This window comes from Roseibium sp. LAB1 (genome assembly GCF_054658235.1).
Genome location: NZ_BAAGIB010000002.1, coordinates 642934 through 658306 on the forward strand (window position 1 = coordinate 642934; position 15373 = coordinate 658306).

At 55.4% G+C, this 15373-nt stretch carries 14 protein-coding genes; 4 read left to right on the forward strand and 10 right to left on the reverse strand.

The genetic code is table 11. The features are described from left to right. Positions 1 to 31 precede the first annotated feature (31 nt). The 6 genes from ACYQ54_RS12915 to ACYQ54_RS12940 all read right to left on the reverse strand — a co-directional run bounded on the left by ACYQ54_RS12915 (position 32) and on the right by ACYQ54_RS12940 (position 5456). Positions 32 to 610, reverse strand: a complete 579-nt coding sequence (locus ACYQ54_RS12915; protein WP_460082848.1) for an LptA/OstA family protein — start codon at positions 608 to 610, stop codon at positions 32 to 34. Between the two features lie 3 nt (positions 611 to 613). After that, complete coding sequence (lptC, locus tag ACYQ54_RS12920) at positions 614 to 1264, reverse strand: LPS export ABC transporter periplasmic protein LptC (RefSeq protein WP_460082850.1); 651 nt, start codon at positions 1262 to 1264, stop codon at positions 614 to 616. Positions 1265 to 1308: 44 nt separating this feature from the next. Further along, positions 1309 to 1929: a ribonuclease D gene (locus tag ACYQ54_RS12925; protein WP_460082853.1), complete on the reverse strand. Its 621-nt coding sequence runs from the start codon at positions 1927 to 1929 to the stop codon at positions 1309 to 1311. 307 nt (positions 1930 to 2236) lie between these two features. Next, positions 2237 to 2662 (reverse strand): c-type cytochrome, encoded by a 426-nt coding sequence (locus ACYQ54_RS12930; protein WP_460082856.1) that lies wholly within the window; start codon positions 2660 to 2662, stop codon positions 2237 to 2239. Beyond that, positions 2662 to 3087: a Cu(I)-responsive transcriptional regulator gene (gene cueR / locus ACYQ54_RS12935; RefSeq protein ID WP_460082857.1), complete on the reverse strand. Its 426-nt coding sequence runs from the start codon at positions 3085 to 3087 to the stop codon at positions 2662 to 2664. The genes ACYQ54_RS12930 and cueR overlap by 1 nt, the downstream gene beginning before the upstream one ends. An 11-nt stretch (positions 3088 to 3098) precedes the next feature. Next, complete coding sequence (locus ACYQ54_RS12940; RefSeq protein WP_460082859.1) at positions 3099 to 5456, reverse strand: heavy metal translocating P-type ATPase; 2358 nt, start codon at positions 5454 to 5456, stop codon at positions 3099 to 3101. Between the two features lie 301 nt (positions 5457 to 5757). Between ACYQ54_RS12940 and ACYQ54_RS12945 the strand changes: the two genes are divergently transcribed. Together ACYQ54_RS12945 and ACYQ54_RS12950 are read left to right on the forward strand one after the other, a co-directional pair. Then, entirely contained in the window at positions 5758 to 6573 is an 816-nt protein-coding gene (locus ACYQ54_RS12945; protein ID WP_460082861.1) for a hypothetical protein, read from the forward strand. Positions 6574 to 6773: 200 nt separating this feature from the next. Then, positions 6774 to 7121: an SMR family transporter gene (locus tag ACYQ54_RS12950; RefSeq protein ID WP_460082864.1), complete on the forward strand. Its 348-nt coding sequence runs from the start codon at positions 6774 to 6776 to the stop codon at positions 7119 to 7121. Between the two features lie 596 nt (positions 7122 to 7717). On the opposite strand, the gene ACYQ54_RS12955 is transcribed toward ACYQ54_RS12950, so the two are convergent. From ACYQ54_RS12955 to ACYQ54_RS12970, 4 genes are all read right to left on the reverse strand, one after another. Next, a complete protein-coding gene (locus tag ACYQ54_RS12955) occupies positions 7718 to 10666 on the reverse strand; it encodes a P-loop NTPase fold protein (protein WP_460082867.1) in 2949 nt (982 codons plus the stop codon). A gap of 2 nt (positions 10667 to 10668) precedes the next feature. Then, positions 10669 to 11841, reverse strand: coding sequence for a hypothetical protein (locus tag ACYQ54_RS12960; protein WP_460082869.1), 1173 nt, complete (start codon positions 11839 to 11841; stop codon positions 10669 to 10671). After that, positions 11841 to 12620 (reverse strand): hypothetical protein, encoded by a 780-nt coding sequence (locus tag ACYQ54_RS12965; protein WP_460082870.1) that lies wholly within the window; start codon positions 12618 to 12620, stop codon positions 11841 to 11843. The genes ACYQ54_RS12960 and ACYQ54_RS12965 overlap by 1 nt, the downstream gene beginning before the upstream one ends. 500 nt (positions 12621 to 13120) lie before the next feature. Next, positions 13121 to 13738, reverse strand: a complete 618-nt coding sequence (locus ACYQ54_RS12970; RefSeq protein WP_460082873.1) for a hypothetical protein — start codon at positions 13736 to 13738, stop codon at positions 13121 to 13123. A gap of 313 nt (positions 13739 to 14051) precedes the next feature. On the opposite strand from ACYQ54_RS12970, the gene ACYQ54_RS12975 reads away from it, so the two are divergent. Beyond that, the gene (locus ACYQ54_RS12975) at positions 14052 to 15047 is read left to right on the forward strand and encodes a hypothetical protein (RefSeq protein WP_460082875.1); all 996 of its coding nucleotides are present in this window, start codon (positions 14052 to 14054) and stop codon (positions 15045 to 15047) included. After that, complete coding sequence (locus ACYQ54_RS12980; protein ID WP_460082877.1) at positions 15040 to 15333, forward strand: hypothetical protein; 294 nt, start codon at positions 15040 to 15042, stop codon at positions 15331 to 15333. Before ACYQ54_RS12975 ends, ACYQ54_RS12980 begins: the two co-directional genes overlap by 8 nt. Positions 15334 to 15373 lie beyond the last annotated feature (40 nt).

Sequence of the window (15373 nt, forward strand, 5' to 3'; positions counted from 1 at the left end):
CGACACTGTCGAGTCAGACCAGCCGTCAAATTCAGTTGCCGTTCTGGCCGTTGTTCACACTGTTGGGTTGAATGCGCACCTTGACGCGGCCGCTTCCCTGGCCCGACACCTTGCCGCCGCCGGCACTCAGGTTGGCCTTGCCGGTCTTCAGATTTACGGTCAGCTTGTTGCCAACGACAACGTTCGGCCCCTGGCTGAGCACGACTTCCCGGCCGGTCATCACCATGATTTCCCTGTTCATGTCGAAGCTGGCTTCATCGCCCTTTGCGGTCTGATCCTTGGAGGTGATGAACACGCCACCTTCCGCTTCCAGCTTGGAAATCCGCTGCTGAACGGCGCTGTCTTCGGTTTTTTCGGCACCAGAACCGACGTAGAACACCTTGAGACGCTGCGTCTTGAGGCTGGTCTCACCTTGTGTGACCAGCACGTCGCCTACGAAGGTCGCGGTATTGTTGTTGTCTTCAACCCGCAGTTCACTCGCCTCGATCTCGATCGGTTCGCCTTCATTTGAACCAAAGCCGGCGAAGGCATCGGAGAAGGTCTGGGCATGGGCCGAACCGGCAATGAAGGCTGCGGTGGCGGCAATCGTCATGCGTTTCAGAAAAGTCATCTCTTACTGTCCTTGCGAAGCAGGATTGAGGGTCATCTTGATGCCGTCGGAGAACCTTACGATTCCCTTGGCTTTATCATAGTCGAGTTTGCCCGCCACGACACGACCCTGATCGGACCGGATGGACACGACGTTCGAAGTCTTCAGGGCGCCGTTGCTGAGGTCGATCTCCACTTCGGACAAATCGACCGTGTAGCCCTCACTCCATTCCAGCTGAATGCCTTCATACAGACGCAGGCTCTCCGTGGCGTTGTTGTAGGTCCCCTTCAACGCCACAATCTGCGCGCTCTGATCCTTGCTGAGCGTGATGTCGGCCCGGATGGTTTCAAGATCGATGATCCGCGGATCACTGAGCCGCTGGATCGCCCTGTAGGCCGTCACCCGGTAGGAGCGTTCACCGTCATGGCCGGAAAGCTCGGGATGATCCATCACCAGCCCTTCACTGGTCAGCATCATGTTGCTGGCACCAAGGCTGTTGAGAACATTGAACAGAACCACAAGCCCGACCATAACCGCCAGGATCAAAAGTCCGACGCCCGGGAACAGCCAGCGCATGATGCGCACCATCAGGCTGTGCCTGCGCGCAGCCCGCTGGGCCCGGCTCAAAGGCCGCCTGGACGCATGCCCCTGCATATGGTCGCCAACAGCGCTCAATCCATTCTCCGAAACCATGTGCCCTTTAACCGGCCGCAATGCCGTTACGAGTGGGCAAAAATATCGTTTTCTTCCCAGCCCTTCAGATCAAGTTCCGCGCGCATCGGCAAGAACTCGAAACAGGCCTGGGCAATATGGCTGCGTTCTTCACGCTCCAACATCATTTCCAGCCGCTCCTTCAGGGCGTGCAGGTGGAGCACGTCCGAAGCCGCATAGGCCAGCTGCGCATCGCTCAGGGTTTCTGCCGCCCAGTCAGAACTCTGCTGCTGCTTGGACAGCTCGACCCCGAGAAGTTCACGCGTAATATCCTTCAGTCCGTGGCGATCCGTATAGGTCCGCACCAGTTTGGATGCGATTTTCGTGCACCAGACCGGCGACACCCGAATGTTCAGATAGTGCTGAAGCACTGCAACATCAAACCGGGCGAAGTGGAATATTTTCGGTTTGCCCGGATCCGTCATCAACGCGGCAAGGTTGGGTGCCTCGCTCTGGCCACGGGCGATCTGGACCACATCCGCGGTGCCGTCACCCGGAGAAAGCTGCACCACGCAAAGCCGGTCGCGATGCGGATTGAGACCCAAGGTCTCGGAATCGACTGCCACCGCATTCGCCGTTTCATAGGCTTTCAGATCGGGCAGATCGCCCTTGTGATAGCGGATGGTCATGACGTTTCGTCTCCTCTGGCCTGTCCCGAGCACAACTGTTATCCGGGCTCCTGCCTTCATGACCGGCAGGACACACCGCTGTTCTTTTTGTCAATTGGCGCACCTGCATTTACGCAATGGCACATGAACGCCGCTTGAACGAATAAGTTGTCCGTCAGGTAGAACATGCAGAGGGATGAGGCAAGCCGGTTGACCGCAGAACCATGACGATACGTGAAGAGAATGCTACTTCCCGGTCCGAAACGCTTCGTGGCGGCCCTCCGGATTGCGGTGGATCAGGATGCACACCCCAATATGCATCTCAATTTCAATTGATCCCGTTTGCCCGCTGCAAGGCACGAACATAAACAACGATCTTTTCCACTTCCGCCTGGCTGACACCGTCGACCGGCGGCATGTCGCCAAATGGCCAGTGATGCGCACGCACTCCGCGGGTTGTCGCCAGCAGAAACGCGCCATCTGCGTGATGGTCAGGCTCGTAGATCTTGTGAACGAGCGGTGGAGCGATACCATCGCGTCCGCCGGCGTTTTCTCCGTGGCAGCCGGCGCAGTTGTCGCGATAAAGGGCTTCGCCGGTCAACGCGTCCCCCTCCAGAGCCGGAACCTGAACAGCAACAAGCGCTGCCCCGCTGGCCACAGGAGGGTGTTCCTTCTCTGAAAACAGCCCCCAGAGCAGCACGCCCAGCACAGCAACGGACAGGGCCGCTGAAATCGTCAGAAAGATCCTAAGCATCAGGACTGTCCATTGACTTCGTCCAACGGGTCGTGATCGTGCCCGCCGGACAGATCGTCAATGATGGGGCAGTCGGGCCGGTCATCGCCATGGCAGGCCGTCACCAGTTGTGACAGAACCTTCTTGAGGGACCGGAGTTCTTCAATCTTGCGGTCCACTTCCCTGATCTTCGCCCGGGTTATCTCCTTGACGTCGGCGCTTGCCCGGTTGCGGTCTTCGTAAAGCGAGAGGAGTTCGCGGCATTCGTCGATGGAAAAACCGAGGCTCCGCGCCCTTTGAAGAAACTTCAGTCGCTGGAGATCCGTGTCGACAAAGTCACGGTAGCCGTTCTCGCTGCGCAGCGGCCGGACGAGACCGATGCCCTCGTAATAACGGATGGTCTTGACTGGCAAGCCGCTGTGTTCGGAGGCTTCTCCGATATTCATGGGCGTTTCCCTTAAAGCTTGATCGTGCGCAGGCGCAGCGCGTTGCTGATGACCGAAACCGAAGACAGGCTCATGGCGGCGGCTGCCAGCATCGGCGACAGAAGAATGCCGAAGACCGGATAAAGGACACCGGCAGCAACCGGCACGCCGACCGCGTTATAGACGAAGGCGAAAAAGAGGTTCTGCCGGATGTTGCGGACAGTTTCGCGGGCAAGTTTCCGGGCACGCAGAATGCCGTCCAGATCACCTTTAAGCAGCGTCAGCCCGGCGCTTTCCACCGCCACATCAGCGCCCGTGCCCATGGCAAGGCCGACATCGGCAGCCGCCAAGGCAGGCGCATCGTTGACGCCATCACCAGCCATGGCAACCGTTGCGCCCCTGGATTTCAAATCCTCGATCAGCTTCTTCTTGCCTTCCGGCAGGACACCGGCGTGAACCTCGTCGATCCCCAGAACCCTGGCAACTGCATCTGCCGTTCGGGGGGCATCACCTGTCGCCATGACGATCTTGATGCCATCGTCATGCAGCGCCCTGATGGCTGCCCGGGCATTTGCCTTGACCGGATCGGCAACGGCGATGAGGCCAAGCAATTTCGCAGAATCGCCTGACCCTTTCACCAGATACATGACCGTCTTGCCCAGTTCTGCCAGTTCCTCTGCACGATCGCGAAGCTCTGACAGATCGGCGCCACTTTCGTCCGCAAATGCGGCGTTGCCGAAGAGGACGTCGTCGCCTTCGACCCTGGCCCGCACCCCCTTGCCCGTCACGGCTTCGAAGTCGTCCGCCGTTGGCAGATCCAGTTCCTTTTTTCCGGCCGCCCCGAGGACCGCCTCGGCAAGCGGGTGTTCGGAGCCTTTTTCGAGTGCACCGGCCAGCCGGAGAAGATCTGCTTCGCTCCCGCCTGTCGCCACGACAACCTCATCGACGACCGGTTTGCCTTCGGTGAGCGTTCCGGTCTTGTCTACGACAATCGTGTCTACCGCCGCCAGACGTTCCAGCGCTTCGGCGGTCTTGACGAGAACACCGGCCTGCGCGCCCCTGCCTGTTGCCGTCATGATCGACATCGGTGTCGCCAGCCCCAAAGCGCAGGGGCAGGCGATGATGAGAACCGAAACGGCAGCGATCACCGCGTGAACGAAAGCCGGACTTGGGCCGACAAGCAGCCAGACGAGAAAAGCCAGCATAGCGAAGCCGATAACCGCCGGCACGAAATAGCTCGCGACCCGGTCGGCCAGCCCCTGGATGGGCGCGCGCGAACGTTGAGCGGAGGCCACCATGTCCACGATCTTGGACAGCATGGTGTCCGCACCCACCAGTTCCGCCTCCATGGTGAAGGATCCGGTTTTGTTGAGCGTGCCGCCGGTGACCTTGTCGCCCGGATTCTTTTCAACCGGCACCGGTTCGCCTGTAACCAGACTTTCGTCGACGGACGAACCGCCTTCCTTGACCACGCCATCGACAGGAACCGCCTCTCCCGGGCGCACGCGCAACAGATCGCCTGCCAGGATATTTTCGAGCGGGGCATCGTATTCCTCGCCCTCCGGTGTGATCCGCCGAGCGGTTTTGGGCGCGAGATCCAGCAGCGCGCGAATAGCGTCGCCGGTGCGTTCGCGTGCATTCAGTTCCAGAACCTGGCCAACAAAGACCAGCGCAATAATCACAACCGAGGCCTCGAAATAAACCGGCATGTGTCCGCTCGGGCTCTTCAACGCCTCCGGAAACAGGAAAGGCAGAAACGCAGCGATCATGGAATAGAGGTAGGCCGCGCCGACCCCGATCATGATCAGCGTCCACATGTTGAAATTGCGGGAGACCAATGACGCCCAGCCTCTCTGGAAGAATGGCAAGGCCGCCCATAGCACCACCGGAGTGGCCAGCAGGACTTCCAGGTAGATCGAAATACCTTCGCCGATCCAGTCGCGGATCGGCACGCCGACCATGGGACCCATGGTCAGGATCAGCAGCGGGACCGCCGCCAGAGCACTGACCCAGAGCCTGCGGGTGAAATCGACCAGTTCATGGTTGGGCTCGTCGGAAACCCCGCTCTGCGGTTCCAGTGCCATGCCACAGATCGGGCACGTACCCGGTCCCTCCTGGACGATTTCCGGATGCATGGGACAGGTATAAAGCGCACTCTTGGCGGAGCGTTCCGCCTCCATCAAGTTTTTTTTGCTGCTGTTGCCGGAGACGTAGAAATAGGGGTCGGCCTCGAACTTGTCGTGGCACTTCGGACTGCAGAAATGATACTCCTCACCCTTGTAATTCAGGCTCGGCTTGCCTTTACCGAGAGTGACCGACATGCCGCAGACCGGGTCGGTGACCTTGCCCGCGTCGCCGTCCCGGTCCGGAATGGTGGCTGTATTCTGCATGATACTCGCCTCGATGGATTTCTACTCTCTCCATCAAATAGGACCTCCAGTCACTGGAAGGTCAAGGCGGACAATTGCTTATTGTTCGAACGGGCAGCTCTCCCGATCCGGGTCAGGCTTTCCGCACCGCCGGATCATTGAGCAAGGTCGAGGAGACTTCTACCTTACGGCATGAAGGCAATTCATGCCTCCTCACCTGTATTGATCAAGTGTGCCTTCACGCACTGTTAACCATAAATTGCAATAGCTGACACACCAATAGCGCGCATTTCCGCGTTTTCATACAAGCGGTATTTCAGTCATGAAAAGACTTTGTCAGTCACTTCCGATTGCGGCCTTCCTGGTGTTCTCCTTGGCGCCCCTTGCCTCCGCCGCCGATCTCTACTCAGGTTCCGGCGAGCTCTACCAGCCTTCAACGCTGCGCGGCAGCATCGGCCTGCGTTACTGGTACAGCCAGTCGCGCTCCGATCTGGACAATAGCGGGTTCGACATTTCCAGCACGGATAATGTCACCTCGAACACCGCTGAACTGGTCGGAACGCTCGAAGACACGACGGCCGGGACCTTCGTCAGAGGCTATGTCGGCCTTGGCAGAAATGATGGCGGCGATGTGCATTTCGCAGGCTATGAGATGGACAACACCGATGAGACGACGCTCGGATATGTCGTTATCGACGGCGGTTGGGGCTTCGCCCAGTTTGCCAACAACCAGGTGCGGCTGAAAGGATTTGTCGGCTACCAGTATCTCTCCGACGACGTTTCGGCGAAATACGGCAACCTGACCGTAGAACAGTCCCGCGATTGGCACGCGATCCGTCTGGGCATGACTGCTGAAGGCGACATCGGCCAACGCGTCGGCTGGTCCGTCGATGTGGCGGGCGTCCCCTGGAGCTACAACAAGATAGAGACCTGGGAAAGCGACTGGACCTATGGTCTTGAAGCAGACGCGATGCTGAATGTCGACCTGACCCCGAACTGGCAGCTGGGCGTCGGCGGTCGCTACTGGTGGCTCCACTCGAATTTTGACCGCAGATATGTCGTCACTGGCGAGAAAGTGGTTCTCGACCAGAACTATCACCGCTACGGCCTGTTGCTGGAAAGCAAATACACCTTCTAGAGCGTGTCGCGTTTAACCAGAAAGATCCTGCATCGCGATTTGCTCTAGAAACCCGACCGGCGGAACGACGTCCAGCGATCAGAAAGGTCCGCGCACGAGGGCCTTTTTCGTATAAACCGGTGATACAGCAGCCGCATGCCCCCCTGAAGATCAACCGCGCTTTTGTGCGGGGGCTCTCTCACCGCCGAAAAGAACCCGAGATGCCGAACAGCCTCGCCGCCACCTATCTTTTTCTCATCGCGGCCATCGTCGCCGAGGTGATCGCAACTTCCGCGCTGGCAAAAACCGAAAATTTCACCCGCCTGCTACCGTCGCTCATCACGGTGGCCGGCTATGCTGTCTCGTTCTGGCTGTTGTCCTACCCGATTCGTGTTCTGCCGACGGGAATCGTCTACGCGATCTGGTCCGGTGCCGGCATCGTGCTCATCACCATGGTTGCCTGGCTGGTCTTCGACCAAAAGCTCGATCTGCCCGCCCTGATCGGCCTCGGACTGATCCTGGCCGGGGTGGTGATCATCAATGTTTTCTCGAAATCCGTGGGTCATTAGGCCAAAACGCCGAAACAGCCCCAGAAACGAAAAAAGCTCCGGAAAACCGGAGCTTTTTTAGATTGTTTCGGACCTTGGTAGTGTGTCCAAAACCGGAATTTGGTGCCAGGAGAGGCATGTGATTTAGTCAACAATTATTTGTTTTATATGAGTATTTTTTTGTTATTTTTTCAAAAGACCAACAGAAAGACCAACAAAATATCTAATGGCTCAATGCATTATCTAACATCAAGCTCCACCTGATATGGGCAAACAAAGACATATTAGGCAGCCTGCGGTCGCTCACGCTTGTCAGGTACTCGATAGGTTTCACTCTCAACCGCATTTTGGTCGAAGGCGCTGAAATTTCACGGCACCCTTCAAAACAGATACCTAACTTAATCTCGTGTTCTGCGAATGTCTTAACTAATGTACGCAGTCCAAGCCGGAACAGGCGCTGCCAATTCATATGCCCATCGATAGGACCCTGTTTCTCCACAAAACATCGCTGCTATGGTCTTACACTCCCGACCGGACTTGTTTTTGACCCTGAAACCAATGATGAAACTCTAGTTCAAGCATATAGCACAAGCTGCGTATCGATATCGTCAAGTGGCTCAGCCCGTCATGTTAAAGCCAAACCTGGCAACGAGATCTGCGTGGTCCTTGAGGTCTGACCAGGTCCCTCCTGCTTTTTCGAATTCTTCAAGAATATATGCCAAGCGAGTGCACCCATCGCTAGGCGGATGACCCTTCACCCAAGTTAACAGCTCTGAGGCATTTTCGTTCAGCTGTTTCACCACTGCGGTATAAGCCTCCTCACCATCTATTTTCCCCAGCTGCCCAACCTGAATGGCTAGCAATGCCAGAATTGCGCGGCACCCGCCTTGAGCTACCATTGGCCGTCTTTGCACCGGCAGACTAGCCTTGATCAGCCTGTAGGAATTGATAAAACGCAGTGCTCGCCGCGGAGAGCCATCCAATCCCGCTGCAAGTGTCTTTACAAAGGTCTGCTCCTCTTCGCTGAACTTTAACTGCACAGCCTGCAATGGGACTTCCGTTTCGGATTTGTTGGCGTTGCCTGCAACAGGTTCGGGCAGGTCTGACTCCTGAGCGTCTTGTCCTTGAACCGTTTTTTCATTTGTGCTGGGCATGTAGGATTGAGAATGATCAACGTCAGACTCAGTGAAATCGACCTTCATCAGGTCTGCAAGCAGGTCATGAGTGTTCGCATTGCTCATCGCGCGCACCCAATATGGCACTTGGAAAATCTTCTCCAGGTAGTCGCTAGGCTCAGCCTGGGCTCCCGCTTCCGGCAAAGGCATCCCTGTAGCCTGCATCTGGCGGGCAAACTGCGGATATTCTTGTTCCAGCGCTGCCCTCAGCCAGCGGACATCGACCGCAACGAAGACAACGAAGAGAGGATATGCCAGCAAAAGGTGAATGGCCTGTAGAACCACGACTACCTGATCAGGCGGGCAACGGTCCAGATCGTCAATATAGAGCACGATCCTTTCAAACACTGGCGTTTGCATGGGGGGCTCCGGCGGCGCGGCAGTCGCTCGTAGCCGGTCCACCTCCAGCGCTTCCCAAAGATTCTCCTTTTGACCTTCCTTTATTAGAGCCTCGACTTGTTTTTGGTGCTGTACCAACCTTTCCTGCGAATCTTGTGGAGCTGTTTTCCGATTCATCAGAAAACTCAATTGATCAAAATCACGGCGAACTTCAGCTACGAAACTCAATTGCTTGCGGTAATCACCCGCACTAACCCGATCCCTTACGAATTTCAGAACCCGACCCTTGCCCTCCTGGTTCAGGTAGTCCCGCTTGATCTTTTTCAGGGCCGTTTCAGTGTCCTTTAGGCGCTGCGTGGCAGCAGCCAGATCCGCTTCTGCTCGTTCAACTGCGACCGCTGCAGCTGTTTGCGACTTTTGGTGCTCGGCTGCCTTTTCCGCAATCTTGTCTTGAACTTTCAGTTGCACATCGCTCAGCTTGGCATGCGCACTTCGCAAGCCCTCGGAGACGATTGTCATGCCCGCCAGCAAAGGAGCCAACACACCGGCCACGACACCACCGACCGTGGAGGCTTCAAACCAACTCAGCAGCGCTGCCAGTGCTGTCGGCAAGGCAAGCACAAAAAAGGTTAATAATGCTGCGTGCCACGGTCTGCGTGCGATGAAATGTAGCCAGTCCCGTATGACACCTGAGCCCTTGTTCGGATCGTAGAGCGCCACAGCCTGGCGCAACTCCTCTGCAGTCTCAGGCAGTTTGTCGGTTAGTCCCAGATCCTGCGTAGCGTTTTGCAATTGCGGCTTTACCGCACTATTCCAAGTTTCTTCCCAAGCGCTCGCAACCCACGTTCGGGGGTCCTCAAGTAGTTCTTTGCGTTTTTCTTCTAGCGCTGTTTCTGCTGTTTTCAGCGCGTCCTCAGCCTCATTTTTGACCCTACGTTTCTCTAACAGACCCCGCGCCGCCTTGAGCGTTTGTTCTCGCGCGGTCTCAAGTTGATTGAACATAGTTTGAGATTCGTTGCCGAAGCTGTGACGTTGCGCCCAATTGTCCAACTCGGTCAGGATGTGATCCACAAGGCTGGCCCACAGGTTGGTTTCTGCATAGTGCCAAGCGTTGAAGCGGATCTGGACCACATGATCCAAGAATTGACGCTCTTCAGCTGCTTCAGCCCGTTGCTTTACCGTGCAGCGCCGCTGGATTGCATCATGCACTAGACGCATGAAAAAGGATTTGCCTGAGCCCCAGTCACCGAACACCCCGACCGCAATCGGCGGCTTGAAATCTTTCCAGCAGATCATCGAAGCGAATGCTTCAGCCTCCGACCCAGCCCCGGATCTGTCGACAATGTCTCCGGCCCAGGGGTCGTCGCTGCGTGCCGCGGCAATTTCCTCGGAACGCTGCAGTTGCAAGTCGAGCGCCAAAACGCGAGGTAGGCGACTATCGATTGTGTTCTCCCAGACCTGTTTCTTCTCAATTGGCTGCTGGTCCTCCCCGAGCTCCATAGCCTGCCGGCAGAAGTCTGCAATATCCTGAGCCATCTTCTTGGGGTCGGAACCCGCCTCGGCAATCATTTGATATAATGCTAGCTGCTCTTCGGGTTTTGCGGGAACGAGAATCGAGAACAAGGCGTGACGCAAACCAAGGAAGTTATCCTTCCCGCCGGTTTGCTCGCGCAATTTGATGGCATCCCGCAAGGCTTCTGCCAGACGGGACGTTCCAAGAGACCCGTCCTGTCCGGCCGGCCAGTTTGGGTGGTCAGTGATGCTTGATGTGAATGCTGAGTTGTTCTTAATAATGGATGCCGAACTATCCTGCGTCGTCCTCAACATCGCGACAGCTCTTAAGAACGACGCTAGTGACCAATCCTGTTTATGAGACGTAACGCCATCGGAATTTCGTGTTGCGTTGCTCCCGAGTGAAGGATTAAAAGCGCTTTGCTTTAATACTGCTCTTAGAGCGCGGGAAAAACGCCCTTTGGTAATCAAACCTACATCATTTCCAATGCGCAAATCCTGCGGCACGTGCTTAGTATCGCCCGCTTTGTTATCCGCCATCTTTAGACCCTCCCAGATTCTTCGATTCCAGTTTCGAGGGCCGGTGCGTAAGCATGGGTCGGCATTTGCGCCTTCAGCCAAGCCAAAACATCTGCAAAAAATCGATCATCCGCGCCGACCAATCGACTTGTCGCCAGTGAAAATGGAACACCTTGCCCCCCTTGGCACAAAACGACTGCGGCCAGCCAAAACAAAGCTTGCCTGTCAGCGCTGTGCACACCTGAAATCAAAAGCTCAGGGCTGCCCAAGCATCCAAAAAACAGATCCTTCAAACTTCGCCATGTTCGGTGTGACGCCCTATCCGCCTCTCTAAGCACAAAATCCGGCACAGGGAGTGTCGCCAGCAAATCCAAAGGATCTCGGGACCAAACCGGCGGCAGTGACACCCCACCGCCGAAAAAATCAGGAAAAACTGTGTCAAACAGGGTTGGGTTTTCTTTGAGACGGTCCCGCAGCGACGCGGCTAGTTGTCGGCGATAAGGACTGGTCAATCGAAATGCGCCAATCCAGTTTGTTACAACTTGAATCGACTTGGACATTTCTGCCATGGTTTCTTCTGAAAGATCTTCTCGGCTGCGAACAAGATCAAAGGCTGCGTGTGAAACGCAAAATATAGCATAACTGCTGAGCGCAAATGCCTCTTCGCCCAATCGCAAAACTGTAGGAGCTTGCCTTACCCCAAGGTCCAGAGCCTTTGCCGCTTTATTAGGGTCTCCTACTAGAGACAGCTCTCCGCTTGCCGTGCTTATCTGTTCAGCAAAATCGATCAGGATATTGCGAATGTTTTCTCCTTCTACCGAAAACTCTTCAAGGCCTTCTGGCCGTCCGCCACCCTCGGGGGGTTCTACAGGCCAATCTGGACCAATGCCCCCTGGGCCGTCGCCGGCGCCCCCACTCAAATAAAGGCGCCTTACAAATTCCGCCAATGCGGCGAGTGTCGGGAAGGCCAATTCGGTTTCGCCATCCAGACTGAACCCAAGTTGGAAAGTTCCACGCGCCGCTGCAGCCAATCCGATCACGCGACTGCTCACCGGGACTGGCTCGAATTCCGGCGCGACTATGTACCAGCACGGAACGTCATCCGTAACGGCTTCCGCCGTCAAATCCGGCTCCCGCAGGCTAGCAAAGGCGATACCACCAAGCGGATCCAAGGCATCTATGTAAAACCAGGGCATCAGGCGCGGCTCCGTCCTGAATGAGTCACCACCCTGCATGTCAGGCCTACCCGTTTGGCGTCTCGCTCTACTTGGCGTCTTCGATAACGCCAAAGCATGTCTGCGGCCGAAGGGCTTGGTCCGCGCATGGTGCGATCGGCAATCTGCGCTTCTCGAGCGACGTCCATTGGCGAGAGACGAATTTCCCGCACTTCTTTCGGTGTGAAACTCTTTTCATATACAACTTCGATAAAATCTTCATCCTGCAGCACGCCGGTTGAAATCAGCCCTGTTGTCAAACGGCGTTCCGATGGTGGCGCATATTGCAGAATTTTGACGACCACCAAGTCCCCTGTTTCATCCGGCCAAGTCCCTGCCCACTCCGTCATGACGCGAACCGCGTTGTCCTCAGTTTTGCTTCGGTTCCCATTCACGTAGATCTGTGCGAACACAGGCGCGACCGTCAAATCGTAGGAGTTGCGCAAAAGGGACAGAAGGCCGCCCGGCACTTTGTCGCTCTTCAGCACCAGGCAAACATCGCCGAAATAAGCAATGCCGGAACTGTTGAGTTCCGCTGCCCCAAAGTGAATATCTGTGGTGGCTACGCTCCGCCCAACACTCGCGGCCACTCTTGTTACAACCCGATCGACGCGTTCACGTACGGTCGTACCTGTAAGAGGTTTGCCTGCAAGATGAGTCACCGCTGCCCGGTTCAAATAGCGTCCCCGTCCTGGCAACCCGGACTGAACGTCCAGAAAACTCACGGCATGGCGCGCTGATAGGTTGAACACCAGCTGCATGCCTCGGTTCTGATCCTGCTGCCTAGAATGGGGGCCTTGTCCTTTCAGAGTGGACCGGATCGTCTCGATATTAGTTTTCAAGTAGCTATCTGATGGCGTTCTCGGCGCAACCGGCCACAGATTTTTGAGCACAGTTTTCCAATGTGACATCGATACTCGGTCGCCTTCTGAAATGCAGCTAAAAAATGCAATGCCTTATCGAAACCACCATTGATAGTAGCGCCGACAAAAAATGAAGTCCATGGACTTGTTTCAAGCCAGACTTTGACCAGTTTTAGAAACCCAAGGTTCCTCTGGAGCGGACACCGTTGAATGGATCAAAGAAAAGAGCGCGCTCTTGTCCGGCAGCAATCGGAAGAATGTAATCGCTTGAACCGAACAGTTAGATTTTTTCGATAGTGAAGCCAACATTTATCTTGAAGAAAACGTCCGCTGCCCGACCGTCTCAAGCCTTTGCGCAATTCACATGAGATCATCTAAGTATCAGTTGGAGCATCTCATCAAACTACCTCATGCCATGGGTATCGCGCTTTATCTGCAACGGTCTCTAGCTTGTCTCCTGGCGTTTGGAACAGGTCAATGACCCAACGGGTGGAGAAACCTTGTGCAGCACACCAGGCAGCAACGACTGCATCGGCCATATCATCGGCGTGCTTTGCGCCCCTCTTCGAACCATCGCCACTGGCCTTTAATCCTGCATACGTCTTCAAGATGCTTTCACTGGCGGGGTCCACGATAGGCATGACCTTGGTGAGCAGTTTGGGATGGCTCTCGAATAGAGGAAGGCCATGCTCCGCCGCTCGTCTTGCAACCATGGCACCATTTAGCGTCATTGAACTGTACAAGGCATTCTGTGGTATCACAGTTGGTGCATGCTCCAGGTATTTTCGCCGCAAAGCATTGTCGCACTCTCTGCTCCCAGAGGGGGACCAAGCAAGAAGCGTATCAATGCCCAGCGCCTGCGCATCAGTGTAGCTCGAAAGCCAGGTCCAAGCGGCTTCAGCATCTTCAACGACCTCGCAGAGAGGGTCCCCAAGGATTTCGCCTACCTCTGAAACCTGAATAGCCGCGACACCATGAGTGCCTTTCCCTCCTGGGTCATATCCAAGAAATCGCATGTGCTTGCCCCCATATGCTTTGTGTCCCCTCCCGGCCTGGCTTTGAAGGGATATACAAGCTTAAGGACCTCTGCTGAAGACACAACAACGTCTCAGAGAACCTAACAAACTGCCTAGTGAGACTTTGTTGCCTCACAAAACGTGTCATCACCTTCCTTGCAGGAAAACGTTGCACGAAAAACCTCACCTTGTGATACCCGCCCACCTTATTTCGAACTATTTTTGTGTCATTTCTCAGCTCTTTGAATAAATATGATGCTATATTTTTACCCATTCAAGCATCATATTTTTGATTAGAGACTGGAGAGAGAAAATGACTATCCCAATATACCCCAAAGCTTTGAAATCACTTCGCTCACGCTTGAGCTTGACGCAGGAAGGGCTCTGTGACGCTACACGAGGCCCAAACAAGGTCAGCCTTGCGACCATCAAACGAATTGAGAGCGCGAAAGGCGAATTTTATTCCGCCAAGGACCGTGTAGCGGTCACATTAGCGAATGCTCTAGGCGTTAATATCGAAGACCTTAGCAAAGAGCCGACTGAGCGAGACAAAGCTGAAACCACACTTCGCAAATTCGGTTATCGGCCTTTTCGTACAATGATCGACCCTGAAACAGCGCTCGCTTTCAATATGGTGCAAGAAGTATACGGCATTCCAGTTCGTGCCCAGATCGAAATGGCGCCACTGTTCATGGCCCTTTTCGCTGAAGGCAGTCTCGATTGGCGACGAAAGCAAGTCGATGCAATCGAGGCGGCATCTGACGAACTTCAAAGCCTTGCACGCGGCCACTCTTGCTATGCCTACATGGCAGGGAGAGTGGATGAGGGGGCAGCGGAAGAAAGAAGTTCCATAGCGAACAAAGATGTTTTTGGTGTCGACGTCTCCGACGATGCCTTTCATTGCGGATACGATCGCTCGGTCAACAATCCCTTTGCAGACTATCTAAAGGAATTTGCTCGAGATGTGGCCGCAGACATCGTCTCCTTCGACGAAGAACCTGGATGGAAAACAAGCCCAGGGCTTCCAGAATATCGCATCGGGGCGGAGATAATCGACCAGCTTACAAATGGGAACTCCGACGCAGAATATGCGCTCATGCGTGGCCATGTGCGTATCAAGGATATCCCCCGGGACCTTAACGTGGTTGAGAAAGCTGACGAGCGGGTTGCCTGGATGATTGCCCAGATACCGGAGGAAGAGCTCGCAGAACGTAGGAAACACTCCGAAGAAATGCGCGCTCAGCTCAATCTGGATGCCTTGTTCGGCACCAAGCCCAAGCAGTCACCTGACGGAGGCAACAATGACTGAACTAAACTTCACTCATCACGCTTTGGCACGGGCGCGGCAACGCGGCTTTCGGGAAAATGACGCCGAGATCGTGTACCGATTGGGAACCCCGGTTGCTAAGGATGCCGTCCAGCTGACCAACAAGGATGTCGCCGACGCCATTGAAAAAATGAAACGTGAAATGCGACAACTTGAACGCCTTCGGGGCAGCAAGGTTATTGTTGAAGGCGACACACTAATCACCCTCTACCATGAAACTCAGCGACATCGTCGCCGCGACCGCAAGCGGTTCAGGAGACAGCCATGAAGCTTTTACAGAAAATTCCTGGATCCGGTGACGTGCTCGA

Bases quoted from the DNA above. Each gene is read 5' to 3' on its own strand.
- ACYQ54_RS12915 (WP_460082848.1), bottom strand. From the start codon at position 610: ATGACTTTTCTGAAACGCATGACGATTGCCGCCACCGCAGCCTTCATT.
- ACYQ54_RS12925 (WP_460082853.1), bottom strand. From the start codon at position 1,929: ATGACCATCCGCTATCACAAGGGCGATCTGCCCGATCTGAAAGCCTAT.
- ACYQ54_RS12930 (WP_460082856.1), bottom strand. From the start codon at position 2,662: ATGCTTAGGATCTTTCTGACGATTTCAGCGGCCCTGTCCGTTGCTGTG.
- cueR (WP_460082857.1), bottom strand. From the start codon at position 3,087: ATGAATATCGGAGAAGCCTCCGAACACAGCGGCTTGCCAGTCAAGACC.
- ACYQ54_RS12940 (WP_460082859.1), bottom strand. From the start codon at position 5,456: ATGCAGAATACAGCCACCATTCCGGACCGGGACGGCGACGCGGGCAAG.
- ACYQ54_RS12945 (WP_460082861.1), top strand. From the start codon at position 5,758: ATGAAAAGACTTTGTCAGTCACTTCCGATTGCGGCCTTCCTGGTGTTC.
- ACYQ54_RS12950 (WP_460082864.1), top strand. From the start codon at position 6,774: ATGCCGAACAGCCTCGCCGCCACCTATCTTTTTCTCATCGCGGCCATC.
- ACYQ54_RS12955 (WP_460082867.1), bottom strand. From the start codon at position 10,666: ATGGCGGATAACAAAGCGGGCGATACTAAGCACGTGCCGCAGGATTTG.
- ACYQ54_RS12960 (WP_460082869.1), bottom strand. From the start codon at position 11,841: ATGCCCTGGTTTTACATAGATGCCTTGGATCCGCTTGGTGGTATCGCC.
- ACYQ54_RS12965 (WP_460082870.1), bottom strand. From the start codon at position 12,620: ATGCAGCTGGTGTTCAACCTATCAGCGCGCCATGCCGTGAGTTTTCTG.
- ACYQ54_RS12970 (WP_460082873.1), bottom strand. From the start codon at position 13,738: ATGCGATTTCTTGGATATGACCCAGGAGGGAAAGGCACTCATGGTGTC.
- ACYQ54_RS12975 (WP_460082875.1), top strand. From the start codon at position 14,052: ATGACTATCCCAATATACCCCAAAGCTTTGAAATCACTTCGCTCACGC.
- ACYQ54_RS12980 (WP_460082877.1), top strand. From the start codon at position 15,040: ATGACTGAACTAAACTTCACTCATCACGCTTTGGCACGGGCGCGGCAA.